Source organism: Arachidicoccus sp., assembly GCF_050436765.1.
Classification (GTDB): Bacteria; Bacteroidota; Bacteroidia; order Chitinophagales; family Chitinophagaceae; genus Arachidicoccus.
In genome coordinates, this window is record NZ_JBNQGD010000066.1 from 18147 (window position 1) to 42257 (window position 24111).

Here is a 24111-nt window from a genome sequence, read left to right on the forward strand (position 1 = left end):
AAATTGAATTAGATTAATATTTAATTATTAATCGAAGCTAAAAGCTAAATAAAATGATTCAGCAAGAAAGTAGGCTACGTGTAGCTGATAACAGTGGAGCAAAAGAAGTACTTTGTATTCGTGTACTTGGCAACTCTGGACAAGATTATGCAAAAATCGGTGATAAAATAGTTGTTACCGTTAAGGATGCGATACCTGCCGGTAATATCAAAAAAGGTACCGTTTCTAAAGCAGTAATTGTACGGACAACTAATAAATTGCGTCGTAAAGATGGTTCTTATATTCGTTTTGATGATAATGCTGTTGTGTTATTAAACAATGCCGATGAGCCAAGGGGCACACGTATTTTCGGGCCAGTCGCTCGTGAGTTAAGAGACAAAGGACATATGAAAATTATTTCTTTGGCGCCCGAAGTTCTTTAAGCTATAAAGGAAAAAATATTATTTAAGCTTTAAGCGACAAGCTTTGAGCATTAAGCATACAAATATGATTAATAGATTTAAACCCAAATACAATATCAAAAAAGGCGATAAAGTTGTCATCATTGCTGGTGATGATAAAGATCTTAAGAAACCTCGTACGATATTGCAAGTAATTACCGATAAAGGTCGCGTAGTAGTTGAAGGTGCAAACATTGTAACTAAACACACGAAACCATCGGCTACGAATACCAAAGGTGGTATTATAAAAGTAGAAGCACCTATACACATTAGTAATGTGCAATTATGGGATGCTAAAGTCGGCGGGCCTGCGAAAATTAAGCGCACTCGTGAAAATGGTAAACTAATTCGTATTTCAAAAAAATCCGGGGAGGCAATTAAATAATGAGCACACAAAAATATTCGCCAAGATTGGCAGAAAAATATACGAAAGAAGTAGTCCCTACTTTAATTAAGAAGTTTGCATATACAACGCCTATGCAGGCGCCTAAATTGGAAAAGATTTGTTTAAACCGCGGTGTAAATGGTGCAGTTTCTGATAAGAAATTGGTTGAAATTGCGGTTGATGAACTTACTATGATTTCTGGGCAAAAAGCGGTCACGACTTTTTCTAAGAAAGATATCTCCAATTTTAAATTGCGTAAAGGCATGCCGATAGGTGCGCGTGTAACTTTGCGTGGAGAAAAAATGTATGAGTTTTTAGATAGGCTGATTTCCGTGTCTTTACCACGTGTACGTGATTTCAAAGGCATTAGCGATAAAGCTTTCGATGGCCGTGGAAATTACACTTTGGGTGTTACCGAACAAATCATTTTCCCTGAAATCGATATTGATAAAGTAAATAAAATTACTGGTCTCGACATCACTTTCGTGACTTCAGCTAATTCGAATGATGAAGCTTATGAATTATTGAAAGAGCTTGGATTGCCTTTCAAAAATATTAAAAAAGAAAACAATTAATTAAGCAATTTGGAAATTTGAAGATATATTCTTCAATTTCAATATCAAATTGTCAGATTATCAAATAGTCAAATTAAAAATTATGGCAAAAGAATCAATTAAAGCCAGACAGAGAAAGCGCGAGGCAATGGTGGAAAAATATGCGGTAAAACGTGCAGCTTTGAAGGAAGCCGGGGATTATGCGGCATTGGATAAGCTTCCTAGAAATGCTTCACCTGTGCGTCTGAAAAACCGTTGTCAGCTTACAGGTCGTCCGAGAGGCTATATCAGATACTTTGGTTTATCTAGAGTAATCTTTAGAGATATGGCTCTTGATGGCAAGATACCAGGTGTTAAAAAAGCAAGCTGGTAATAATAGTTTAGCCGTTATTAATAATTATTGACGACAGCAACATTAATCAATTTTACAACCGTATTAATTTAGATACAAATGGTAACAGATCCTATAGCAGACTTTTTGACCAGGGTTCGTAATGCTCAGATGGCAGGTCATAGAATTGTAGAAATTCCTGCTTCAAATTTGAAAAAACGTATGACTGAAATATTGTACGCTCAAGGTTATATCTTAAAATATAAATTTGAGGACGACAATAAACAAGGCATTATTAAGATCGCGTTGAAATACGATCCGACAACTAAGCTTCCGGCTATTCAATCTCTGGAACGTATTAGTCGTCCAGGATTACGTCAATACTCAAAACCTGCTGACTTCAAAAGAGTAATCAATGGTTTGGGTGTAGCGATCATCAGCACGTCAAAAGGTGTGATGACGGACAAACAGGCAAGAGCGGAAAATGTAGGTGGAGAAGTTCTTTGCCACATTTATTAATAAAAATTGGTTTTAAATACATTAAGCCGCACATACACGGCTGACCGGTTTAAAACATTTACTTCATATTTAAATTTTATTGTATGTCTCGTATTGGCAATCAACCCATAAATATACCTGCAGGAGTAACTGTTAGTGTTGGGAAAGATAATATCGTAACTGTAAAAGGAGCTAAAGGTGAACTAAAGCAAGCAGTAGATCGCGATATAAAAGTGGAAGTGAATGGCTCTGTCATAAACATAAGTCGTCCTACTGAGCAAATTCGTCACAAGGCGTTGCATGGTTTATACCGTTCAATTATTTCTAATTTGGTAAAAGGTGTTTCTGAAGGGTTTAAAAAAGATTTGGAACTAGTTGGGGTTGGTTATAAAGCATCGAACCAAGGTAATGTGTTAGATTTGGCTTTAGGTTATTCACACAACATTATATTTGATGTTCCCAAAGAATTGAAAGTTTCTACTGAAACTGTAAAAGGTAAGAATCCGCTGATTCTTTTAGAAAGCCACGACAAACAATTGTTGGGGCAGGTAGCAGCAAAACTGCGTAGTCTACGTAAACCAGAACCGTACAAAGGGAAAGGGGTTAGATATGTTGGTGAAGTTGTTCGCCGTAAAGCAGGTAAAGCAGCCGGTAAATAATATCATTACTAGTAAACTTTTATTACTAATTGGTTACTTACAAAATAAATTCGCTATAACATTTTCCGGCAGCATCGGAAAATAAAATAAAAAAGCAATGAGCAATACGTTACAAAAAAAACAGAAAATACGTTACCGCATTCGTAAGAAGGTGGCTGGTACTGCAGCAAAACCACGTTTGTCGGTATTTCGCAGCAATAACGAATTATATCTTCAATTGATTAATGATGATGATAGTGTGACTATTACATCTGCCTCTACCAGAGATAAAGATATAGTTGCGCAAGCAGGTACTAAAACTGAAAAGTCGAAATTAGCCGGATCGGCAATTGGCCGTAAGGCGCTTGATTTAGGCGTAAAAGAAGTTGTATTCGATCGCGGTGGAAGTTTGTATCATGGTCGTGTGAAAGCTGCGGCTGAAGGTGCAAGAGAAGCTGGCTTGCAATTTTAATTTAATTTTTATAGAAAAAGTAAATAGATTTAAATGTCTAATTCAAACATACAAAGGGTAAAACCTACAGCTGATGCTGAACTGAAAGAAAAAGTGGTTTCTATCAATCGTGTAGTGAAGACTACTAAAGGCGGACGTACATTCAGTTTCTCTGCTTTAGTTGTAGTAGGCAATGGTAGCGGATTGGTGGGTCAAGGTCTAGGGAAAGCTAAAGAAGTTCAGGAAGCTATCGTTAAAGGTATTGAAGACGCGAAGAAGAACTTAGTAAAAGTTCCAATTCGTCACGGTACAATACCTCACGAACAGTTTGCCAAAGAAGGCGCTGCAAAAGTATTAATTAAACCAGCTGCACAAGGTACTGGTGTAATCGCCGGAGGCAGCATGCGTGCTGTTTTGGAGAGTGCGGGTATAACTGATGTTTTATCTAAAAACTTAGGTTCTGCAAATCCACAAAACGTGGTAAAAGCTACCGTGAAAGCATTGACTATGTTACGCGAACCAATTGGAGTTGCTAAACAAAGAAACATAAAGCTTAGCAAGGTATTTAATGGATAAAATCTAGTTAAAAGCTAAAAGATGGAACTTTTTGGAGAGATTTTCAACTTTTAACTTTCAACTTTCAACTCATAATAAAATGGCAAAAATTAAAGTAACACAAATTAAGAGTTCAATTGATAGGCCTGAACGTCAGAAACTAACTTTGAAGGCTTTGGGATTGAATAAGCTAAATGCGTCAAAAGAAGTAGAAGCTACCCTACAAATAGAAGGCATGGTTAAAAAAGTAAGCCATCTTGTAAAAGTGGAAACTGTTTAACTATTTCTTTGATAGTAAAAATAAACGGTTATTTTTGCTGACCTTAATTTAAAATATAGCGAGGGGCGATTCCCCGTTGAGTCTAAAAATCAAAAAGATGAAATTACATAATTTGAAGCCTGCAGAAGGCGCGGTACACAAACAGAAACGTATTGGACGTGGTGAAGCATCAGGTAAAGGTGGCACTTCTACAAAAGGTAATAAAGGTCAACAAAGCCGTGCCGGTTACCAATTGAAATTGGCGCACGAAGGTGGTCAAATGCCTATTCAACGTAGAGTCCCTAAGCGTGGTTTCAAAAATCCAAACCACATTACTTTTAAAGTGTTTAACTTAGCTCAAATTGAGTTGTTAGTTGAAAAATATGAATTGAAGGAATTTTCTTTAGAGAGTCTATACGTCAACGGCCTGGTTTCCAGAACTGATAAAGTAAAGATCTTGGGTAACGGAGAGCTAGCAACAAAATTAAATTTTAAAGTACACGCAGTTAGCGCCAAAGCCAAAGCAGTCATTGAATCGGCTGGCGGTACGGTGGAAGTTTTAAATTAATTTTAAAAATATATTCCGGACGCATCCACAAGATGCGTCCTTTTGCCTTAAATTGCACTGCCTTTTGCCCTGTTGAAAATTATTGTCAATAATGTATTAAGGAAAAGTATTTAGAACTAAACATATAATTACGCGAAGGGAATGAAAAAATTTATTCAGACCATTAAAAATATTTGGAATATTGATGAGTTACGTGAAAAAATAGTTTTCACTCTTTTATTAATCTTTATATTCCGATTTGGCGCACACGTAGTTTTGCCTGGTATTGATCCCAATAAAATTCAAGCTGCGGCACAACAAACACAAAATAACGGGTTATTAGGTATGTTTGATGCCTTTGCCGGTGGTGCTTTCTCGCAGGCTGGTATTTTGGCATTAGGGGTAATGCCGTATATCTCTGCATCTATCTTTATGCAATTGATGACGGTTTTGGTCCCTCAATTACAGAAAATCCAGAAAGAAGGTAAAAGTGGTCAAACTAAAATTAATCAGTGGACTCGCTATCTAACTGTGTTGGTTACTGCTTTTCAGGCAGTAGCTTATATTTCTTTGCTCAATAGTCCCGCCTATGCTGTTGCATTGATTCCTTCTTATCAACCTTATTTCTTTGTATCCACCTTATTTGTATTGACATCTGGATCCTTGTTTGTGATGTGGCTAGGTGAAAAAATTCAGGACAAAGGTTTAGGTAACGGTATTTCTATCATCATTATGATTGGAATCTTATCTCGTCTACCTGAATCCCTTATCCAAGAATTTCAATCTAAACAGGTTAAAGGGGGTGGTGGATTGTTGATCTTCTTAATTGAAATAGCTTTCTATATCTTCATTAATATGGCCTTGGTAATGTTGGTAGAAGGTGTGCGGAAGGTTCCTGTGATTTATGCTAAACAGCTGGTAGGGAATAAACAGGTTGGTGGAGCTCGACAATTTTTGCCTTTGAAAGTAAATGCTGCCGGCGTAATGCCTATCATCTTTGCTCAGGCAATTATGTTCTTACCTACTTTGGTTTCATTCACCAGCCTCGATAAGGGTGGCACAATAACGAGAATCTTTGGTGACCAGACGAATGCTTGGTATATGATTATATATGGCGGCATGACTGTTGCATTTACCTTTTTATATACTGCGCTGATCTTTAATCCTAAGGAAATGAGTGAAGATTTAAAAAGAAACAATGGCTTCATCCCAGGTGTTCAGCCCGGTAAACCTACAGCAGATTATATTGGCTCAATAATGGATCGAATTACTTTTCCTGGGGCCGTTGCCTTGGCGATTGCGGGTATTTTACCCGGATTTGCGCAAATGCTTGGTGTACAACAAAGCTTTAGTTATTTCTTTGGAGGAACTTCTTTGTTGATTATGGTGGCGGTAATTCTAGACACTTTGCAACAAATTGAAACCCACCTTTTAATGCGTCAATATGATGGGCTAATGAGTGGTGGTGCTCGTGTTCACGGACGTAGTAAAGTGAAGTCTGGGATATAGTATTCTTTCTAAAACGAATTAAAACCCTGTTGAAATTATCAAATTCAACGGGGTTTTTTATGGGTGTTATACCTTTGCTTTAATTCTTTGAATTACCTTTGATGCCGAAAATAATAATCTTCTACATAATTTAAACTATACTTTTCAAAATATGATTTTTTTAAAGACCAACGACGAAATAGAAATTATGCGTCAAAATGCGACGACTATCAGTCGCATTTTGGCGGAGATGGCAAAGATATTAAAGCCCGGTATGACTACGTTACAAATAGATCAAATGTGTAAAGAGATGATTTTAGATGAGGGGGGGATTCCTACTTTTTATGATTATCATGGCTATCCGCATAATATTTGTGCGTCAGTAAACGAAGTTGTCGTACATGGTTTTCCTAATAAAACGGAACTAAAAGATGGGGACATTGTTTCGCTTGATTTAGGGATTACCAAAAATGGGTACGTAGGAGAGCATGCTTATACCTTTGTACTCGGAGAATCAACTAAAGAAAATTTGCAATTGGTAAAAGTGACTAAGGAATCTTTATATAAGGGAATTGAAAAAGCAATTGTCGGTTGCAGAGTTGGCGACATCGCATTTGCTATTCAAGAGCATACAGAAGGAAAACATGGTTATGGTGTAGTGCGTGAATTAGTCGGTCATGGTCTGGGAAAGACGATGCACGAAGAGCCAAATGTGCCTAATTATGGCAGGCGCGGTACAGGTATGCAATTGAAAGAGAATCTAACTATTGCAATCGAACCAATGATTAATTTAGGCAAAAGAAATGTTTATACGGAAAAAGATGGTTGGACAATAAAAACCAGGGATGGAAAGCCGTCTGTACACTTTGAGCATAATGTATGTGTGAAGAGAAACAAGGCGCTGGTTCTTTCGGATTTCTCCATTATTGAAGCTGCCGAAAAAACAAATGCCAATTTGAATACTTCGTACGAAACGTTGTAACATTTTCAACTTATAAACATTGCAACATTTTAATGAGGAGAAAACTTTAATTGTAATCGGTGGGGGGGCAGCTGGATTTTTCTGTGCGGTGAATGCTGCACGACTTGCACCCAAATTGAAAGTTATTATTCTTGAGAAATCATCTAAGGTTTTGGCCAAGGTGAAGGTGAGTGGTGGTGGGCGCTGTAATGTAACCCATCATTGTTTTGATGTAAACGAATTGATTAAAAAATATCCGCGCGGAAAGAATTTTCTCAAAAAAGAATTATTTCAATTTACACCGAAAGATACTGTCGAATGGTTTGAAAGGCGGGGTATCGCGTTAAAGACCGAAGCTGATGGAAGAATGTTCCCTGTTACTAATTCTTCTCAAAGTATTATTGATTGCTTGTTACAGGAAGCAACAAAATATAAAGTGCATCTTCGCCTCTACAGTTCTGTTCAAAAGATTTTCAAAGACGAAAATAAATGGATCGTCGATTTAGGAATGGAGAAATTGCAAGCCGACTTTATTTGTGTGGCTTGTGGTGGCTTTCCTAAGCTACAACAGTTTGACTGGCTCCAAAATTTGCAACACAAAATAGACCCGCCGGTTCCGTCGCTTTTTACTTTTAATATTCCGGGTAATTCTGTTACATCTTTAATGGGCGTCAGTGTACAGCGCGCGCAGGTAAAAGTATTGGGTACAAAATTAAACGAAGAAGGTCCATTGATGATAACGCATTGGGGAATGAGTGGGCCGGTGGTTTTGCGTTTATCGGCTTGGGGTGCAAGAACTTTAGCAGAACAAAATTATCATTATAAAATACACGTCAATTGGTTACCCGATTTTAAAGAACATACTTTGCGGGAAGAATGGAATTTCATAAGAAATAAACATGCTGCACAGAAAATGAATGATAAAAACCCTTTTGAATTACCCAAAAGGTTATGGCAATATTTTTTAGAGAAAGCCGAAATCCCACTTGAAATGTTTTGGTCGAAATTGCCTTCCAAACAACAAAATAAATTGATACAAATTTTAATTGCCGATGAATATGAAGTGCATGGTAAAACTACTTTTAAAGAAGAGTTTGTAACCTGCGGTGGCATTGCACTTAATGAAATAGATGCCCAAACGATGCAAAGTAAATTGCACGAAAATCTCTTCTTCGCCGGAGAAATTCTAGATGTGGATGGTATTACGGGTGGTTTTAATTTTCAACACGCATGGGCGAGTGGATGGGTCGCGGCCAAAAATATTGTAATCAAAGCCGATTAACCATTTCCTACTAAATCTTTCCAGTAAAGGCTATACAGATTTTCTGATTGCAACAATTCCTTGTGATTACCCGAAACAGTAATAAGCCCTTTGTCAATTACAAAAATTTTGTCGCAAATTGTTTTTAAAACATGTAAACGGTGAGTGATAAAAATGATAGCCATTTCTGCTTTTAACCGTACCAATAATTTCAATAAAAATTTTTCCGCATTTCTGTCCAATGCAGCATTGGCCTCGTCTAAGATGAGTAATTGCGGTTGGTGGTACAATGCTCGCGCGATGCCTATCAATTGTTTTTGCCCGCCCGAAAGATTAATGCCTTCTTCACCCACAATGGTTGAGTAGGATTGTGGTAAAGTTTCTATCCATTCTGCAAACCCATAATTTTGTAAGAAAGCCACCACTTTTTCTGGGTGATTTTGTACATCGTCAAAGGCAATGTTTTCCAAAACAGAAGCATTGAAAATATGAATATTTTGTGGCACTACACTTATTATTTTTCGCCAAGATTCGATAGAAATATTATTTAAATCTTCTTTTTCGTTTATCAATATTTTTCCACTTTCTGGCAGATAATTTCTGGCAATAATTTCGCCGATTGTGCTTTTGCCACTCCCGTTTTCGCCCATTAGCGCAATCATTTCGCCTTTGCGTATTTCAAAAGAAATATTCTTTAAAAGCGGCGAACGACCTGGGAAACGAAAAGAAATATTTTCGAGACGGAGTTGATTAAAATTTACAATCTCCATTCCTTTATCTTTCTCCGGTTCTACACCGGTAAATTCAAACATACGGTCGAATGCAATCTTTGCTTCATTGAGTGGAATGCTTACCAATGCAAGATTGGCTACACTTGGCAAAAGAGTAGATGCCATGCCCAATACCGCCATTAATTCTCCGGCTTTCATTCCGCCCATCATCACACGATAGCCGCAATACAAAACAATGCAAATCAAAAAAAGTACGCCAAAAGCATTGGCTATAAAAGAAAGCTGTATTTGTATGCCGCCCAATTGATAAATATTTCCCTGATAATTTCCATAGATGGTTTTATTGGTATGTTCAAATAATGGCTGCTTGTTGTGATTTTTTATGGCGCTTATTCCTTGTAAGGTAGAGATGTAATTGGATTCGCTCATAGCGTAACTACTCATAATAGCACGTTGTCCCACTACAATAGGTTTGTTGAATTTGTAAATCAATAAAAAATAAAAAGGCAATACAATTACGCAAAACAGACCAACCTGCCGGGAATAGGCAAATAAAAATATTATGGTAATAATGGTAACAAGTGCATTAATTACCGTACCTCCAATTAACTGGCTGATTACTTTTTGAATACGCGCCGTATCATTGAGCCTTGCCGTAAACTCGCCTATTTTTCTGGTATCAAAAAACGCTTTGGGCAATTGCAACAAGCGGCTGTAAAATTTATCGATAATGCGGTTGTTGAAATCTTTGTTTTGCCGCAGTAGAAAATAGCGTCTTAAATAACTTAATCCTTCTTTGATTAATAAGATGATAAAAACCAAAGCACAACCCAAATACAGTTTGGTAAATGCTTTTTTAGGCAATACATCATCTATCAGCCTTTGTGAAAAAATAGCCATGGTTACACCCAATAGGGCAATGGCTATGCCTAAGCCTACCGCAATAGCGAGTATGGGTTTATCTTCTTTTATAAGCTTTTTAAACCATTCTCTTTTCTTTTTACTAATGGTTCTGTTGGGAAGAAAATGCGCATTGGTTTCCAAAGTAAGGCAGGTTTTTGATTGCCATATTTTCTCCACTTGCTGTTGCGACAAATATACAATGCCTTTGGCAGGATCGCCGATGATAAATTTCAATTCATTATTTTGAAGCGTTGTACCAAAACAAACAATGTAATGCTCCAATTTTTCTTCTATTAATACGTGCAATATCAACGGAGACGGATGCGCCAATAGTGCCGCCATATCTGCCTCGCAGCCTTGCGCATCAAAGCCGGTAGCCATAGCCGCTTGGTATATACCCAATAAAGTTGTACCTGTGGTTTTGGTGCCACTCCATTCGCGCAACTTTTCTAAGGACACATAACCACCGTAGTATTGAATAATGCTTTGCAGACAAGCAACACCGCAATCACTTTCGCCTTGCTGCTGCACCATTATTTTTCTCAATTGTTTTTCGTTCATTGTAATGATCTAGAATTTTTTGTTGTCATTGCCGCGAAGGCGGCAATCTTTACAAATTTGATAACAAATAGACGGGAATACGGAGACTTTCGGTCGTCATTGCGAGGAGGAGGAGGTACGACGACGTGGCAATCTTATTCTTATATATTTTGAGATTACTTCCGTCGTTTCTCCTTGTAATGACGTAGTATTTTTTCGTCATTACGGTGAACCGGCGATCTCCACCAAGACACATCAATCCGCTAATAAATTATCTATCCTCGTTTCACCTTTGATGCTTTTGACCAACCGATTATTTTTATACACATAAAACGAAGGCACTAAAGAAGAACCGAATATATTGTAAAATTCGTCTTTGGTATCTAACAACAAATGTACATTGCTGAGTGAATCCAAACCGTAAGTTTTTGCAAACTGTGCTACCGAACTACTGTCGCCGAAAGGCGTAACCATGAGTATTTCCGCGCCTTGCAACCGCGTTTTATTTTTTACAATACTTTGTGCCATATACTGGCAATGTTCGCAGTCGGGGCTGAACAGTTGAAGGATAACCCTGCCCAGTGTATCGGCTATATTTTGTTTACTAAATCCTTTATGCGACACCGTTTGAAAATTAAACTGAGGAATGGTTGCGGTATTCTCTGCAACTTGTTCTTTGAACTGAATTTTGTGTACAATTTTGTAAACAAAATAACTCAGAAGCAACAATACAATGACTGCAATACATATTTTCGAAAATTTTTTCATACAAAGAGGTTGATTAATTTTTTTGGATTGTCCGCCCGGCTGTTCCATTCAGATGCGCTTCGATCTTATTCTCCCCATGATGAAAAAAACGCAAATGTCGGTATCCGACATCAGAAAAAAGGCGTTAAGAAAGTGATGCGGCAATACGAAGAAAATTTATACTGTTTGATGTGCATAGCACCGAGTTTATAAATTTTCCGTTGAGCCAATCATTTTTATTTTTTTTTCTGCAGCCTCGATCTTTTGTTTCTTTTCTATCAAGAGAAAAGAAAAATAAAAAAATTACTTCGCTCGCGCCCCTTAAGCAACCCGGCATAAAGCATGCTTCTCAACTCTCATTACTAATATAAAACCCCGTTCAGACAATTAACTCAATTGCAATTGAATAAATACGATAATTACGGACCATATTAGCAAAGCCACTCCGTAGCTGGAAGCCACCGTTTTCAGGCTTTTGCCAAATTTAAAATTGGTAAAAGCCATAATACCATAAGCCAACACCAACCAATAAGCGACCTCAAACACATTGAACAATTGTATAGGATAAAAAAGATATTTGGGTAATGTATTTGCATTGAATAATTGCGTGATGGACAATGGACTGAAATACTGCATGTCTGCAACGTTAGCAGGCTTATATATAAGCAGCCATGCCACTCTTACCAACATTGCCACCACTGAAACCAGCTCGGCAATGACCACTATTTTTAAACAGTTTTTGTAGCTAACTTCTTGGTTAAAAAGATAGAGGCCTATAAAAACTACTCCTGCAATAATCCAAAGTTTGAGCAATAACAGTATGGGAGAAAACAAATAGCCCCAAAGTTGGTACTTGTGTTGTAAGAAAATTAATTCTGTTATACGGTCTATAGCTAGCTTATCGGATAAAGTAGTATAGTAAAAACTATTGGTAAACATAAAAGTATTGGTTACATAAGTAGTGCCTGCGTATAACAATATGATCAATAGGAGTAAATGCCAAAATTTGAAATTGTATAATTCTTTATTCATAAAGATTGGGATATTAAAATGACCGTTTATTCAACATTTTCTCTTTTAATTTATTGACGAAGTATTTTTCGTTTTTCAGAACAACAATAAGTAACACGCCACTACAAAGTAAAGCACCTATTATTGTTGCGATGTAATATTGGGTTGAGTAAAAAGCTCCGAGTATTGTACAGAGTAGAAATAACAACAATATGTAAGCAAGAGAAGTTCTTCTTCCAAGTTTCCCAAAACTATAATTTTTTTCAACTATAAAATATTGTGTGTATGCACTTATAACACCTATCGGGGCAAACAAAAAACAGGATATAAGAAATAAGATCTCAATTTTTATAGTCAATAGATGAAAGAAAAGTAGAAAAACATTAATTATTATAAAATTTAATAACAAGGGAATAATAAGCAATGATATATATACTTTAATTGAATCTATTAATTTAGATTTAATAATTAATTGATTAATTTGTAAGTCTGAATAATAACCCCAAAGATTATTATATATATATGTAAACAGAATAGTTGGAAGAAAAAATGCAGAAAAAAATGGCAGAGCCTTAAATAGATATTCGAGAGAATGAATTTTTAATCTAATTTTGGGAGATGCTAAAACTAAAGCAGGAAATAAAAACTGAATGATACTCCCTATTAAAAGGTAAAGTATAAAAACTCTATTTCTAATCAGTAATTTCCATATTATTCTCCAATAACTTCTTTTAATATTCTTCTGTACTTTTCTCCGTTTGGGTATAGCAATTTCTTTGTCTTGATAAAAGAAATAATAGGTGAAAAATAAACTTATATTTACCGCAGCAAAAAAAACAATAGGGTTGATGCGCAACCAATAAAGATTATTGTTGGCGTAGCACAATCCAAACAAAATGAACAGCAAGAACAACTGTATATATTTTTGCCAGGAAAGCGCATTGATAAAATTTTCGGCAAATAACATTCCTGCCAACCAGTACAGCAGTAATTTAAAAAGTTCGATAGCGGGAAGACTTTGTGCTGAAAAATAAAAAATAAATACAAAAAATAACAGGATAAAATAGATAGTCCTATTCAATGAAAAAGCAATTAAATCAATGGTTGTTTTTTGGATTTTACTCAATGGATATTGCGGAGCAACCATCACTTTTTTTAAAGAAAAGGAAGGAAAGAACTTATAAATAATGGGTATTAAAAGCAACGAAAAAAAAACGCTGTTTAGCAGCAATGCGGCCTTATCTGATTTAGTAGCATTGTACATAAAACCTGCGAAAAATGCATAGACCAATAACAATAAAGTATAAAAAGCATTACCCAAAATACTCTTCCAGTTGTTTACGTGAAAGTAAGATTGGAGCTTTCTTTTGAGCAGAAATAAAATAATTTTCATAAGTCTATACAATTGCGTTTAACAAAGAATGATCTTGGTTTTCGGGCTGTAAATATTTCAGCAATTCGCCATCAATGGAGGCTGTCCCGTTCTCTTTAAAATCGGTGAGCGAGCCATTAAAAATCAATTCTTGATTGTGCAGAACGCCAATATGTGTAGCAATTTTATCTACGTACAACAAATCGTGCGATGATACGATAATCACCCGTTCCGGAGCTTTATACGCATTGATAAAACTGCATAATTTCTTGGAAGCCACCGGGTCGAGATTGGCGAAGGGTTCATCCAGAATCAGCAGATTGGGTCTGTGCAAAACTGCCGCGCAGATGGATAATTTTTTGCGCATACCGCTCGAAAAGTTTTTGGTCAATTTCAGCAGATCGTCTTCATCCTCAAAAAAATATTCCAAGATTTTTTCTATTCTTTGCAGCAGTTCCACCTTATCCATATCGTAGAGCAAACCTATCCAATATAGATAGTCAACCGCATCCAGTTCGCCAACAATTTGGTCAAACTCACTTTGGATGCCCATTTGTTTTTTAATGGCTAATTCATTCTCTTGATAATTCAAACCATCAATATTTACAGCACCTTTAGACGGTTCTATAATATTAACAATAATATTGAGCAGCGTACTTTTGCCCGCACCATTCTTGCCGAGTAGGCAATAAGTTGTATTATTTTCAATTGTAAGATTAAGGTTGTTTAATACGATATTTTCTCTGTATGCTTTGCTTAATTCTTTTATGTATACCCTCATCATATAGTAATCTTCCTTGTTATTTAAGAACAGGTGGATAAAATCTATTTAGAAATCTAATTGTAAAGAGATGTACTCTTTACAATTAGATTTTTTGTTAATCAAGGGCATCATTTACCGTTGAGATACATGCCCCGGCAAATTGACTGGCATATTGTATGGCAATTTCTTCTTGACCACTTACTACGGCAACCACACCTAGAGCGCAAACTAATCCACTAAGCCAGCTTCCGCCTTCCACCATTTCCATTTGTTCCAAATTTAAAGTTTTCATTTTGTAAAATTTTGTTGTTTAAAAAATGTTTATTCCTGTACTTGTTGGTAGCTACATCAACACTGTACTTCTTTTGTTTTCTGTCCTTAGCTATGAGGCAGACGTACTTAAGATAAAACGCTCGCGGTTGCAGGCCGCTGGCATATTTCAATAGTGCTCTGCAAATATTTATGTAAATATTATGTGTTCCAAATTTTCACGCAACTTTTATGTGCCTCACAGGCACATTGTTTTGTTGCGAAATTTTCTTAAAGAAATTTGAATATGCAATAATAGTTATGTAATTTGTGCAAACGATAGGTCAATAAATTTTATTGTAAAATGCAACACTTATGAGCTATACCTTAAGAGAAAAAGCGGGCGCTGCTTTGCAGGCCTTGCGCATAGAAAAGAATATCAAACAGGAAATTGTTGCCGCCAAACTGAACGTGAACCGTGCTACTGTTTCCAAAATAGAAAATGGGTTGTTGCCTGTTACCCTTGTCATAGTTGCAGCCTATAGAGAGGCATCGAATATATCAATATATGATGCAGCGCAACTAATAATGCCATTTTTATAAACAGCGAGGTTTGTTTTATAATTCTCATCAAAACAGATGTGGATAAACTACTGCCATTCTCCCATCTTCTGCACAATTCCACTACCACAGCCTGCTTAAGAAAAGTATACCCTAACTTTATACGAATTTTAGTTTTTTATTTCCACTAAAGGCAAAGTATTTGTTTAACTTTCGAAGTAAATTTTCGTGCATGAACCGATTAATAAAAGTATGGGGTGTTTCAGTATGTTTTACCATGTTGGCAACGCAACTGTTTGCACAAGCTACCAAAGCCAATAATGATCCCGATAACGAATATAAGCTTGCTAAAGAAATGTATTTGAAAGGTCAATATAGCCTGGCTTATCCAATTTTTAAAACTTTAAATTATAGCCATCCTTATGCTAAAAGTAATGTGCCGACTACACAAAATGTGGAGGCGGAATTTTATACTTTATCTTGTGGACTAATGCTTAATCAGGCTTCTGTTGAAAATGAAGCTATAGAGTTTATTCGTTATGAACACAGTACGCCGTTAATCCAAATGCTGGCTTATCAATTGGGTGAATATTATTTTAGAAAAGAAAAATTTACGGAGGCGTTGGCTTATTATGAGAAAGCAGGAACAGCAAATCTTAAAAATAGTGAAGCCGCACAACTCAATTTTCATCAGGGATACAGCTATTTTACTTTACAACGCTTTGACAAGGCTGAGCCATTGTTCAATTCGATTCGTCAAATCCCTTCCAATCCTAATTATATAGACGCCAATTATTATTACGGCTTCATAGAATTTTATAAAAAAAACTATGATGAAGCATTAAGTGCGTTGAAAATTGCCGAGCCTAATAGTTATTACAATAAAATCGTTCCTTATTATATTGCGGAAATTGAGTACTTCAAAGGCAATAAAGACGGAGCTCTTTCTTATGCACAACATGCGTTGGATGCAGGTGGTCAATATTATGAAACCAATTTGAAACAATTAGTAGGTCATATTTTGTTTGAGGAGAAAGAGTATGACAAAGCGTTACCTTATCTTGAAGATTACATTAGTAAAAGCGCCAAAGTAAAGCGTGAAGATTTATACGAATTGTCTTATTGTTATTACGCTGCGAAACAATGGAATAAGGCCATTAACGGTTTTAAAGAACTAGGTGGAAGAGAAGATTCTCTGGCGCAGAACAGTATGTATCTTTTAGCGGATGCTTATTTGCGTACTGACCAAAAAGGGAATGCAAGAAATGCGTTTTTGTTTTGTTCTCTTAATAGTAGCAATTCTTCGCAGAAAGAAATTTCTTCTTTTAATTACGCGAAACTTTCCTACGAATTAGGATATCAAGATGTGGCGCTTAACGGATTAAAAAAATTTATTGCTGAGTATCCTTCTTCTGCTTACAATTCTGAAGCGAAAGAGTTATTGGTTGCAGTTTTATCAAACACTAATAATTACAAAGATGCTTTAAAGATTATAAGTGAAATTGGTGCCCGCAGTGAGTTGGTTCAACGTGCTTATCCGCGCATTCTATACGGACGTGCTGTAGAGTTGGTGAATGATCAAAGTATGTCACAGGCCGCAGAAATGATAAATAATATTTTCAATTTGCCCTATAATCAACAAGAGATACAGCCGGCTTATTTTTGGAAAGGAGAAATTGCTTATCGTCAACAAAGTTATCAAGAAGCTATAAGTGCGCTGGATTTTTATTTACAGGATCCTCAAACTTATGGAGACGTGAATGCCATGGATGCATATTATACTTTGGGGTATGCATATATGCGTACAAACAACTACGGAAAAGCACTTGATGCGTTTAGACATATCGCAATAAGCGCTGATGCGTCGTCAAATGATGTGCAAAAAGATGCTTACTTGCGTGAAGCGGATTGCTATTTTATGCAAAAGAATTATCAGCAGGCATCTCAAATTTATGATGATATTATTCAGAAAGAATTACCTTCTGCCGATTATGCTTACTACCAAAAGGCTATTATCGCGGGTGCATATGGAAGAGTTGCTGATAAGGTGGCTTATTTACAAGCTTTTGACCAAAAGTACAAAAACTCTTCCCTGGCCGTTGAAGCCAACTTGCAGATGGCCGGTGCATATATGGCTAGTGAAAACTTTTCAAATGCAATTGATCCTTTACAAAAGGTAATTAACTCCAATGATAATGCCTTGAAACCTGACGCGTATTTGAATTTGGGGGTTGCATATTTTAATATGAATAACGACGAAGCATCGCTGAACAGTTTTCAAAAGCTCATTTCGACCTACCCCAATTCAGAGCAAAGCGATCAAGCGTTGGCATATGTCAGAAATATTTTTGTAAATCAAAATAAACCTGACGAATATGTGACATTTATGCAAAAAAATGGTAAAACGGTTAGTTATTCGGAGCAAGACTCTCTAAGCTATATAACTGCGTTTCGTCAATACGGCAGCGAAGATTTTGCAGGCGCTCAAAAAAGCTTTGAAAGTTATTTGACTGAATTTCCTCAAGGGAAAAATAGTATTGATGCGAATTTTTATCTCGCGGAATTATATAATCAACAAAAAGATTATCCAAACGCTTTAAAGTATTATGAAGCAGTTGCAGCAAAAGCGCCTAATATATTTGCCGAGAAATCTACGTTGCAAGCTGCTCGAATCAATTATTTCCAGTTAGACGATTTTACGAACGCTGAACAATATTATAAACAATTAAAAAATATTGCGACTTCTTCAGACAATAAATTGGAAAGTATGCGTGGATTGTTACGTTGCCAGTATAAATTGCAGCAATGGGCGGATGCCGATGCGAATGCGAAGGAATTGTTGCAACAAAAAGGTATTGCTGCTGATGACCAGCAAATGTCCAATATTATTATCGCAAAAAATCTGCAAGCGAGCGGTAACAATGAAGAAGCAATGGCAGATTTTAAAAAGGTCTATGCTATTGGCAAATCTGAATTTGCCGCTGAAGCCAGATATCGTGTAGCTGAAATATTGTATAATGATGCGCAATATAAATCGGCAGAAAGTGCCGCTTTTGACGTGATAAATAAAGCAGGTTCCTATGACTTATGGATTACTAAGTCTTACATCTTGCTGGGTGATATTTATTTAAAGGAGAAAGACTTATTTAATGCTGAAGCGACGTTGAAAAGTGTAGTAGATAATGCGACAAATGATAGTTTAAAAGTTGAAGCACAGCAAAAGCTGGATACGGTATTATCTCTAAAAGAAAAGAAGAGTAAAATAAATAATTGAGCCCACGGAAACAATAACAAAAGTGTATAATATTTTAAGCAAAATTTGCATGAAAAATAAATTCAATCAAGTGTCTTTGAAGAATCTATGTAAGCTGCGAGGCTTGAGATTAGTGGCGTTGATATTGACCATATTGCTAGGTATTAGTAGTTTGCAAGCACAAAGCAACCGCCGTACAAGGCATAAAATTAAACATCCGGCTAAGAAGCATAGTGTTGTTAAAAGGCATACATCTGTTGCGGCTAAAACTTCCGCGCAAAAGAGTGATACGACAGCAATTCCAGCTGCTATTACCAATAGAAACTTTACGGTGACGTCGGCATTTACACCGAGTTTGCGGGACGCTTCTAAAATTAATTTTAGTTCGACTACGGCATTACCCTCACCCGAAAAGATTCCTTTAAATTATAATGTGCCTGCGCAGAATTTATCTTTTACTTATCAGCCGGCTTACTTGCGTCCATTGGCTGCAAACATAGATACTTCTTCTGTTTGGAGAAATGCAGATTTTGTGAAACTTGGTTATGGAAATTACGCTACGCCATATCTTGAAGGTGGATTTTCTTTCGGTGATGGATATAACTCGGCCATTACTTTGCATGCTAAACATGTTTCTTCGAAGGGTAATTTACCATTGCAGCAATTTTCTAAGACGGGTATCGATGCGAGTGGGATATTTGCTTTAGGTGAAAAAAATGAATTTGAGGCGCGTGCCTATTTTGATCGAAACAATCAATATGAATATGCGGATCTGATCCCGGGTATTCATTATGATAAAGACAGCTTGCGTCGCCGCTATAAGGATGTGGGTGTAAAAATTGGGTTAAGCAATAAAACAAAAAATACTGCGGCTCTTGACTATCATCCAACACTTTCAATTGATGCTTTTTCGGGTAATAGAGGGGAGCATGAGTCCACTTTAGTTATTGATGCGCCGTTCGAGAAAAAAATTAGTAAAACATTTAATGCGAAATTGGGTGTTACAGCAAATATTTCGAGTTATAAAGCAGATACATCGACAGTCAATAATCACTTAGTATATCTGAGTCCATCGATAGAAATAAATCGTCCAGACTTTAAGTTCAATGTGGGTGTTATACCTTCTTTCGATAACAGTAGTTTTCATTTGCTACCCAATATTTCATTAGATGCGAAACTACGTGATGAACGTTTTATAGTGCAAGCAGGTTGGATAGGTTATTATAATGCCAATACCTATCGTTCTTTGGCTTCCTATAATCCTTGGATTGAAGTGCCAGGTAATTTTTATAACACACGTGTTGTGGAGGCGTATGGCGGATTTAAGGGAGCTGCAGGAGATCATTTTACCTATAATGCGAGAGCTTCCTACCTTAATCTAAAGAACATGCCTTTGTTTTTAAATAATATAGCTGGATCTCATGAATTTGAGGTTTTGAATGAATCGAAATTGAATGATTTTCGCCTTCATGGTGAACTCGGCTACAATGCGAAGGAAGATTTCTCTTTATTAGTTGGTCTTACAATGAATAATTATACTGGACTAAAAGATAATGCGCAACCTTGGGGGCTGGTTCCTATTGAGTTGACAGGATCCTTGCATTGGAATATATTGAAAAACTTATTACTCAAAAGCGATATTTCAATAGGTAATGGCGCTCAATACATAGATGCAAGTAGTGAGAAGCAACGATTGAAAGGGGCAGCTGACTGGAATCTAGGTGCGGAGTGGCATTTAGTTAAGAATTGGGATTTGTGGTTGCAAGTAAATAACTTGCTGAACAATAAATACCAACGATGGGTTAACTATCCAGTATTGGGAACTAATGTCTTGGGCGGTATTATCTTTAATTTTGGAGATCTAAAAAAATAATCATTTTGCAATGAAAGCACTGCTTCATTATTTCCTAGTACAAAATAAAATAGTATCTATCCCTAATGTGGGCAGTATATCAATTGTGACTAAAAATGCGGCAGATGATTTTGTTGCTAAAAAAATTGCCCCCCCAGCATACAATCTGCTTTTTAAAGAAGAAAATGATGCTATGGCCGAGATTGCTTTTGTTCAGTATGCTATACACGAGTTAGAGGTGTCAGAAGCCATAGTGAAGAGTTTTCTTCGTGATCTTGATGATGAATTTAAAACCACTAATCGCTTAAATATTGATGGAATTGGCGTTATAGCCAAAGAGAATGGATATTATAACTTTCAATCTCATGACTATTTTCAATATTATTTTCCCATAGAAGTTGATCGTGTCGTACATGCCGACGCCGTACACGCAGTTAGAGTTGGAGAAGAAGAAAAAAGCAGTACAGAAATGCGTGCATTATTATCCAAAGAAAAATCGAAAAGTCATTGGTGGGTGTATGTGTTGGTAATATTGTTATTTCTGGCCGGTTGCAGCTATATGTATTACTATTATTTTTATCAGAAATAAGTGGTATGGTATCTAAGTAGGGTAACTGTTTTGATTGTTGTATTGTCTTAAATCGAAATTCATTCCGCGAAACCATCCATCAGCTCACGTTGATATGAAGTTTTAAAAAAGGAATAATAAAGTCACTCCTATGGCAATTTGAGAAAATCAATACTCATCGCTATCATCAAAGACAACATTTCCTCCTTTTCCAAATATGCGTAAAGCGATTTCTTTACCGACATTTTCCGGCGTAGAGAAAACCAGTTTGCTGTTATTGACAACTTGCAAATTATTACTGCTTTTTACATTAATCGTTGCCTGATATTTATCGCCTCTTCTTTCGAAATAAATAGATACTACCGGTACAACTCCATTATTCGTCCAATTTATATTTGTTTTTGTTAATTGGGAAGTAATGTATTCCGTTGTTGCATCCTCAATGCCACCTGTTTGCAACCGCATGGAAATTTCTATATTGGAAAAAGGGATTAACTGCGGATAAGTTTCTAAAAGCAAATTGTTGTAGAATGATCGGCTGTATTGGTTCTTAAACTTTTTATATGTTCTGGATGCAGCTTCATACAAGCGGCCCAGGAATAATTTTTCATTCTGAGTATCCAGTTTTGTATTAGATAAAATATTTTCTAATTCCTCCCGTGCAGTTTTATAGCGACCATCTTCATAATTAAATTTTGCTTCAAATAATTTGAAATAGCGCTGTATGTTGGCTCGTTTATCTGTTGTTTGATAATTGTGGTATTTTTGAGCGAAAAATTTGGGATTAAAATCTTTCATTAAAAACCATGCTTCATCAAATGTAGTAGTAGATTCCGAACAAAATAAATCATACACCATTCTGCTTCGATCTGGGTTATATGCTAACTCTATACAGGTATTGTATTCGGCCATTAATTTTTGCCATTTTAATTTTGCCATTTTAAATAATGTGGTAGGGGAATACCACCAGTTGCTATGCAAAAATTTCAATTCATCAATTTTTCTGTCCAATAAATTCACACGCAAAAGATTGATGGTGAATTCATATTGTTCCTGCGTTAGGGTTGTACCAATATGCAGTTCTTTAAAATCGGCTGCTTTATTTAAAGCATTTTCTGCACTATCCAATTGATCGTTGTACATGTAAGATCGACTAAGCGCAATGTTGTACCAGCCAAATCCCGGGCGCGAACCATTTTGTTGGATAATACGATTGCTGAGGTTTATGGCGTCCTCCGTGCGACCCGCATAAATATAGAGTTGTGGCAAATAATAATAAGGTTCTTTTAAAATATTCTCTCCTCCGTAACTAATGCCAAGGTCGCGTTTAAAAAAAGTTTGCGCATTGGCAAAATTGCCAATTTCAGTTTGAAAACCTGCATAATTATTCCAGGAGATCATTCCATATTGGGCTAAAATATTATAGTAATAGAAGCTGCTATCGTAGTTTTTGTTGTAGCAATGTAGTAGCGCGAGATAATGATAAATCTGCAAATCGTCCGCCAATGCTTGATTTTCGCCAAACCATTCGTCATTTATTTTTTTATTCTGATTGATAAATGCTAAACCCTCATAACAATATTTGAACGCCATTCTTTCGTTTGCGCTTACAGAATTTTTTAAGAAAGGATATTTGGCAGAAGTGAAAATGCGGTTACGGTGATAAGTCCAGGCGCGATGATAGTAAAGTCCAAAGAAATCTTTTTTAAAATGATAAGTAGCAATATGATTGAGTAATGACATTACAGAATCAGGCATTTCAATATTATCGTAACATTCTTTTAGCGCATTGCAAATACTATAATAATCCTGAAAGCGATTGTAGTTCTCTGTTAAATAATCAAGATTTGAAAACATGTTCTTCAACATAGGATTAAAATCTTTTTCCATTAAATTTTTTGCTTTCAGCAAAATCGGTATGGCATTCTGATATCCTAAATAATCTGCGCTGTGATTATACTTGTAATAGCCTTCTAATAAATAACCGACATAATAGGTGCTGTCAACACGCTCGAACTCTCTACCTCTCGGTAATGCATCATCATCAGTAAGCTCTATGCCTCGTCGCTTTGCATCGATTTCATAACGAAGCGCCTCATTTTTTTGAGCAATTGCATGCTGCAAAATAGGGAGTATCAAAAAAAGTAAAAGTATTTTTTTGATCCACGGCTGATAAGGCTTACTTGCTAACATTATTTGTTGCCCAAGTTTAATTTACTCAATCTGTTCATCTCTGCTTCTACGATAAGCGATAATAATTTTTGTTTCGCTTCTTTATTGCGATAAGTAATACGATGATCGAGCACCGAATGTGCTAGTTTTTGCAAGTCATCTTCTGTTACAAAATCCCTTCCATTAACGAGCGCGAAGGCTTTTAAACATTTCAAAAAGGTTATGCCACTTCTTGTGGAAGCTCCTAATACTATTTCGTCACTCTCCCGTGTGGCTACTACAATATTGCGTACGGCTTTCATCAATTCAGGATGTATAAAAATCCCCTGAGCTGTTTGTTGAAGCAATAAAATTTCATCGACACTCAGCACTCGATCTATTAATTCTTGATTTCTTTGGATGGAGACGTAGTTTTCATAAATAGAAAGCTCGGTTACTCCATCTACATATCCAAAGTGTATTTTCATGAAAAATCTATCCAGTTGCGCAGCTGGCAAGGGATACGTCCCTTCCATTTCTATTGGGTTTTGGGTAGCGATAGTAAAGAATAATTTCTCCAATGGATAGGTAGATTCTCCAACGGTGATTTGATTTTCGGCCATACATTCTAGCAGTGCAGATTGAACTTTCGGTGATGCCCGATTTATTTCGTCGGCGAGTAAGACATTGCAAAATAGGGGTCCTTTTTTGAATATAAAGTCTTTCTTTTCCTCATCAAAAATATGGGTGCCAATCAAGTCCATTGGCAATAAATCGGGGGTGAATTGAATACGTTTAAAAACAGCTAATTTATCGCCTATGTTTGCTGTTATGCTATGTGCCAAAGTCTTAGCCATTACAGTTTTTCCGGTTCCTGGGTTATCTTCCATCAACACATGTCCGCCCGCGATAAGCGCAGTGGCTATCAATTGGATTTGTGAGCGTTTACCTCTAATTACTTTTTCTACATTGTTTATAAGTTTTTGAATATGTTCAATGCTTGTGTTAAGGTTTACGGATGTGGATGTGTTTTCCATATTTT

The 24111-nt window shown here is 36.4% G+C and carries 25 protein-coding genes; 17 read left to right on the plus strand and 8 right to left on the minus strand.

Going from position 1 to position 24111, the window contains the following annotated elements:
* Window positions 1-53: 53 nt before the first annotated feature.
* The 13 genes from rplN (at window position 54) to ACQR30_RS02860 (ending at window position 8389) form a co-directional block, all read left to right on the plus strand.
* The gene (gene rplN, locus ACQR30_RS02800; RefSeq protein WP_119990145.1) at window positions 54-422 is read left to right on the plus strand and encodes a 50S ribosomal protein L14; all 369 of its coding nucleotides are present in this window, start codon (window positions 54-56) and stop codon (window positions 420-422) included.
* A 64-nt stretch (window positions 423-486) separates the two neighbouring features.
* Window positions 487-825 (plus strand): 50S ribosomal protein L24, encoded by a 339-nt coding sequence (rplX, locus tag ACQR30_RS02805; RefSeq protein ID WP_429730937.1) that lies wholly within the window; start codon window positions 487-489, stop codon window positions 823-825.
* Complete coding sequence (gene rplE / locus ACQR30_RS02810) at window positions 825-1400, plus strand: 50S ribosomal protein L5 (RefSeq protein ID WP_429730940.1); 576 nt, start codon at window positions 825-827, stop codon at window positions 1398-1400. The genes rplX and rplE overlap by 1 nt, the downstream gene beginning before the upstream one ends.
* 82 nt (window positions 1401-1482) lie before the next feature.
* Window positions 1483-1752, plus strand: a complete 270-nt coding sequence (rpsN, locus tag ACQR30_RS02815) for a 30S ribosomal protein S14 (RefSeq protein ID WP_429730943.1) — start codon at window positions 1483-1485, stop codon at window positions 1750-1752.
* Between the two features lie 78 nt (window positions 1753-1830).
* Complete coding sequence (gene rpsH / locus ACQR30_RS02820; protein WP_429730946.1) at window positions 1831-2229, plus strand: 30S ribosomal protein S8; 399 nt, start codon at window positions 1831-1833, stop codon at window positions 2227-2229.
* Between the two features lie 83 nt (window positions 2230-2312).
* Window positions 2313-2867, plus strand: coding sequence for a 50S ribosomal protein L6 (gene rplF / locus ACQR30_RS02825; protein ID WP_429730950.1), 555 nt, complete (start codon window positions 2313-2315; stop codon window positions 2865-2867).
* Window positions 2868-2964: 97 nt separating this feature from the next.
* Window positions 2965-3318, plus strand: coding sequence for a 50S ribosomal protein L18 (gene rplR / locus ACQR30_RS02830; RefSeq protein ID WP_429730953.1), 354 nt, complete (start codon window positions 2965-2967; stop codon window positions 3316-3318).
* A gap of 33 nt (window positions 3319-3351) precedes the next feature.
* Window positions 3352-3873 (plus strand): 30S ribosomal protein S5, encoded by a 522-nt coding sequence (gene rpsE / locus ACQR30_RS02835; RefSeq protein ID WP_429730956.1) that lies wholly within the window; start codon window positions 3352-3354, stop codon window positions 3871-3873.
* A gap of 79 nt (window positions 3874-3952) precedes the next feature.
* Window positions 3953-4132, plus strand: a complete 180-nt coding sequence (rpmD, locus tag ACQR30_RS02840) for a 50S ribosomal protein L30 (protein WP_429730959.1) — start codon at window positions 3953-3955, stop codon at window positions 4130-4132.
* Between the two features lie 97 nt (window positions 4133-4229).
* On the plus strand, window positions 4230-4679 hold the full coding sequence (gene rplO / locus ACQR30_RS02845; protein ID WP_429730962.1) for a 50S ribosomal protein L15: 450 nt from the start codon (window positions 4230-4232) through the stop codon (window positions 4677-4679).
* A 141-nt stretch (window positions 4680-4820) separates the two neighbouring features.
* Window positions 4821-6167 (plus strand): preprotein translocase subunit SecY, encoded by a 1347-nt coding sequence (gene secY / locus ACQR30_RS02850; RefSeq protein ID WP_429730965.1) that lies wholly within the window; start codon window positions 4821-4823, stop codon window positions 6165-6167.
* Between the two features lie 151 nt (window positions 6168-6318).
* The gene (map, locus tag ACQR30_RS02855; protein WP_429730968.1) at window positions 6319-7128 is read left to right on the plus strand and encodes a type I methionyl aminopeptidase; all 810 of its coding nucleotides are present in this window, start codon (window positions 6319-6321) and stop codon (window positions 7126-7128) included.
* A 19-nt stretch (window positions 7129-7147) separates the two neighbouring features.
* The gene (locus ACQR30_RS02860) at window positions 7148-8389 is read left to right on the plus strand and encodes an NAD(P)/FAD-dependent oxidoreductase (RefSeq protein WP_429730971.1); all 1242 of its coding nucleotides are present in this window, start codon (window positions 7148-7150) and stop codon (window positions 8387-8389) included.
* On the opposite strand, the gene ACQR30_RS02865 is transcribed toward ACQR30_RS02860, so the two are convergent.
* The 6 genes from ACQR30_RS02865 to ACQR30_RS02890 all read right to left on the minus strand — a co-directional run bounded on the left by ACQR30_RS02865 (window position 8386) and on the right by ACQR30_RS02890 (window position 14727).
* Window positions 8386-10563: a peptidase domain-containing ABC transporter gene (locus tag ACQR30_RS02865; RefSeq protein ID WP_429730974.1), complete on the minus strand. Its 2178-nt coding sequence runs from the start codon at window positions 10561-10563 to the stop codon at window positions 8386-8388. The genes ACQR30_RS02860 and ACQR30_RS02865 overlap by 4 nt on opposite strands.
* Before the next feature lie 234 nt (window positions 10564-10797).
* Window positions 10798-11310, minus strand: a complete 513-nt coding sequence (locus tag ACQR30_RS02870; protein WP_429730977.1) for a peroxiredoxin family protein — start codon at window positions 11308-11310, stop codon at window positions 10798-10800.
* Window positions 11311-11676: 366 nt separating this feature from the next.
* Window positions 11677-12321, minus strand: coding sequence for a hypothetical protein (locus ACQR30_RS02875; RefSeq protein ID WP_429730980.1), 645 nt, complete (start codon window positions 12319-12321; stop codon window positions 11677-11679).
* A 13-nt stretch (window positions 12322-12334) separates the two neighbouring features.
* A complete protein-coding gene (locus ACQR30_RS02880; protein WP_429730982.1) occupies window positions 12335-13693 on the minus strand; it encodes a hypothetical protein in 1359 nt (452 codons plus the stop codon).
* Window positions 13694-13697: 4 nt separating this feature from the next.
* Window positions 13698-14456, minus strand: a complete 759-nt coding sequence (locus tag ACQR30_RS02885) for an ABC transporter ATP-binding protein (protein WP_429730985.1) — start codon at window positions 14454-14456, stop codon at window positions 13698-13700.
* 94 nt (window positions 14457-14550) lie between these two features.
* Complete coding sequence (locus ACQR30_RS02890; RefSeq protein ID WP_429730988.1) at window positions 14551-14727, minus strand: hypothetical protein; 177 nt, start codon at window positions 14725-14727, stop codon at window positions 14551-14553.
* Between the two features lie 332 nt (window positions 14728-15059).
* Between ACQR30_RS02890 and ACQR30_RS02895 the strand changes: the two genes are divergently transcribed.
* The 4 genes from ACQR30_RS02895 (at window position 15060) to ACQR30_RS02910 (ending at window position 20939) form a co-directional block, all read left to right on the plus strand.
* On the plus strand, window positions 15060-15287 hold the full coding sequence (locus tag ACQR30_RS02895) for a helix-turn-helix domain-containing protein (RefSeq protein WP_429730990.1): 228 nt from the start codon (window positions 15060-15062) through the stop codon (window positions 15285-15287).
* Window positions 15288-15477: 190 nt separating this feature from the next.
* Entirely contained in the window at window positions 15478-18519 is a 3042-nt protein-coding gene (locus ACQR30_RS02900; protein ID WP_429730993.1) for a tetratricopeptide repeat protein, read from the plus strand.
* Between the two features lie 49 nt (window positions 18520-18568).
* Complete coding sequence (locus ACQR30_RS02905; RefSeq protein ID WP_429730996.1) at window positions 18569-20371, plus strand: hypothetical protein; 1803 nt, start codon at window positions 18569-18571, stop codon at window positions 20369-20371.
* 10 nt (window positions 20372-20381) lie between these two features.
* Entirely contained in the window at window positions 20382-20939 is a 558-nt protein-coding gene (locus tag ACQR30_RS02910) for a hypothetical protein (protein ID WP_429730999.1), read from the plus strand.
* A 147-nt stretch (window positions 20940-21086) separates the two neighbouring features.
* Here ACQR30_RS02910 and ACQR30_RS02915 read toward each other — a convergent pair whose 3' ends face one another.
* Both ACQR30_RS02915 and ACQR30_RS02920 read right to left on the minus strand, forming a co-directional pair.
* The gene (locus ACQR30_RS02915; RefSeq protein ID WP_429731002.1) at window positions 21087-23057 is read right to left on the minus strand and encodes a hypothetical protein; all 1971 of its coding nucleotides are present in this window, start codon (window positions 23055-23057) and stop codon (window positions 21087-21089) included.
* 53 nt (window positions 23058-23110) lie between these two features.
* The gene (locus ACQR30_RS02920; RefSeq protein WP_429731006.1) at window positions 23111-24106 is read right to left on the minus strand and encodes an AAA family ATPase; all 996 of its coding nucleotides are present in this window, start codon (window positions 24104-24106) and stop codon (window positions 23111-23113) included.
* Window positions 24107-24111: the final 5 nt, after the last annotated feature.

Excerpts from the sequence above, each read along its gene's own strand:
- rpsE (WP_429730956.1), top strand. The coding sequence starts at position 3,352 with ATGTCTAATTCAAACATACAAAGGGTAAAACCTACAGCTGATGCTGAA.
- ACQR30_RS02870 (WP_429730977.1), bottom strand. The coding sequence starts at position 11,310 with ATGAAAAAATTTTCGAAAATATGTATTGCAGTCATTGTATTGTTGCTT.
- ACQR30_RS02875 (WP_429730980.1), bottom strand. The coding sequence starts at position 12,321 with ATGAATAAAGAATTATACAATTTCAAATTTTGGCATTTACTCCTATTG.
- rplR (WP_429730953.1), top strand. The coding sequence starts at position 2,965 with ATGAGCAATACGTTACAAAAAAAACAGAAAATACGTTACCGCATTCGT.
- ACQR30_RS02910 (WP_429730999.1), top strand. The coding sequence starts at position 20,382 with ATGAAAGCACTGCTTCATTATTTCCTAGTACAAAATAAAATAGTATCT.
- rplF (WP_429730950.1), top strand. The coding sequence starts at position 2,313 with ATGTCTCGTATTGGCAATCAACCCATAAATATACCTGCAGGAGTAACT.
- rplE (WP_429730940.1), top strand. The coding sequence starts at position 825 with ATGAGCACACAAAAATATTCGCCAAGATTGGCAGAAAAATATACGAAA.
- ACQR30_RS02865 (WP_429730974.1), bottom strand. The coding sequence starts at position 10,563 with ATGAACGAAAAACAATTGAGAAAAATAATGGTGCAGCAGCAAGGCGAA.
- rplX (WP_429730937.1), top strand. The coding sequence starts at position 487 with ATGATTAATAGATTTAAACCCAAATACAATATCAAAAAAGGCGATAAA.
- rpsH (WP_429730946.1), top strand. The coding sequence starts at position 1,831 with ATGGTAACAGATCCTATAGCAGACTTTTTGACCAGGGTTCGTAATGCT.
- ACQR30_RS02920 (WP_429731006.1), bottom strand. The coding sequence starts at position 24,106 with ATGGAAAACACATCCACATCCGTAAACCTTAACACAAGCATTGAACAT.
- rplO (WP_429730962.1), top strand. The coding sequence starts at position 4,230 with ATGAAATTACATAATTTGAAGCCTGCAGAAGGCGCGGTACACAAACAG.
- ACQR30_RS02905 (WP_429730996.1), top strand. The coding sequence starts at position 18,569 with ATGAAAAATAAATTCAATCAAGTGTCTTTGAAGAATCTATGTAAGCTG.
- ACQR30_RS02880 (WP_429730982.1), bottom strand. The coding sequence starts at position 13,693 with ATGAAAATTATTTTATTTCTGCTCAAAAGAAAGCTCCAATCTTACTTT.
- ACQR30_RS02890 (WP_429730988.1), bottom strand. The coding sequence starts at position 14,727 with ATGAAAACTTTAAATTTGGAACAAATGGAAATGGTGGAAGGCGGAAGC.
- ACQR30_RS02900 (WP_429730993.1), top strand. The coding sequence starts at position 15,478 with ATGAACCGATTAATAAAAGTATGGGGTGTTTCAGTATGTTTTACCATG.
- secY (WP_429730965.1), top strand. The coding sequence starts at position 4,821 with ATGAAAAAATTTATTCAGACCATTAAAAATATTTGGAATATTGATGAG.
- map (WP_429730968.1), top strand. The coding sequence starts at position 6,319 with ATGATTTTTTTAAAGACCAACGACGAAATAGAAATTATGCGTCAAAAT.
- rpsN (WP_429730943.1), top strand. The coding sequence starts at position 1,483 with ATGGCAAAAGAATCAATTAAAGCCAGACAGAGAAAGCGCGAGGCAATG.
- rplN (WP_119990145.1), top strand. The coding sequence starts at position 54 with ATGATTCAGCAAGAAAGTAGGCTACGTGTAGCTGATAACAGTGGAGCA.
- ACQR30_RS02895 (WP_429730990.1), top strand. The coding sequence starts at position 15,060 with ATGAGCTATACCTTAAGAGAAAAAGCGGGCGCTGCTTTGCAGGCCTTG.
- ACQR30_RS02885 (WP_429730985.1), bottom strand. The coding sequence starts at position 14,456 with ATGATGAGGGTATACATAAAAGAATTAAGCAAAGCATACAGAGAAAAT.
- rpmD (WP_429730959.1), top strand. The coding sequence starts at position 3,953 with ATGGCAAAAATTAAAGTAACACAAATTAAGAGTTCAATTGATAGGCCT.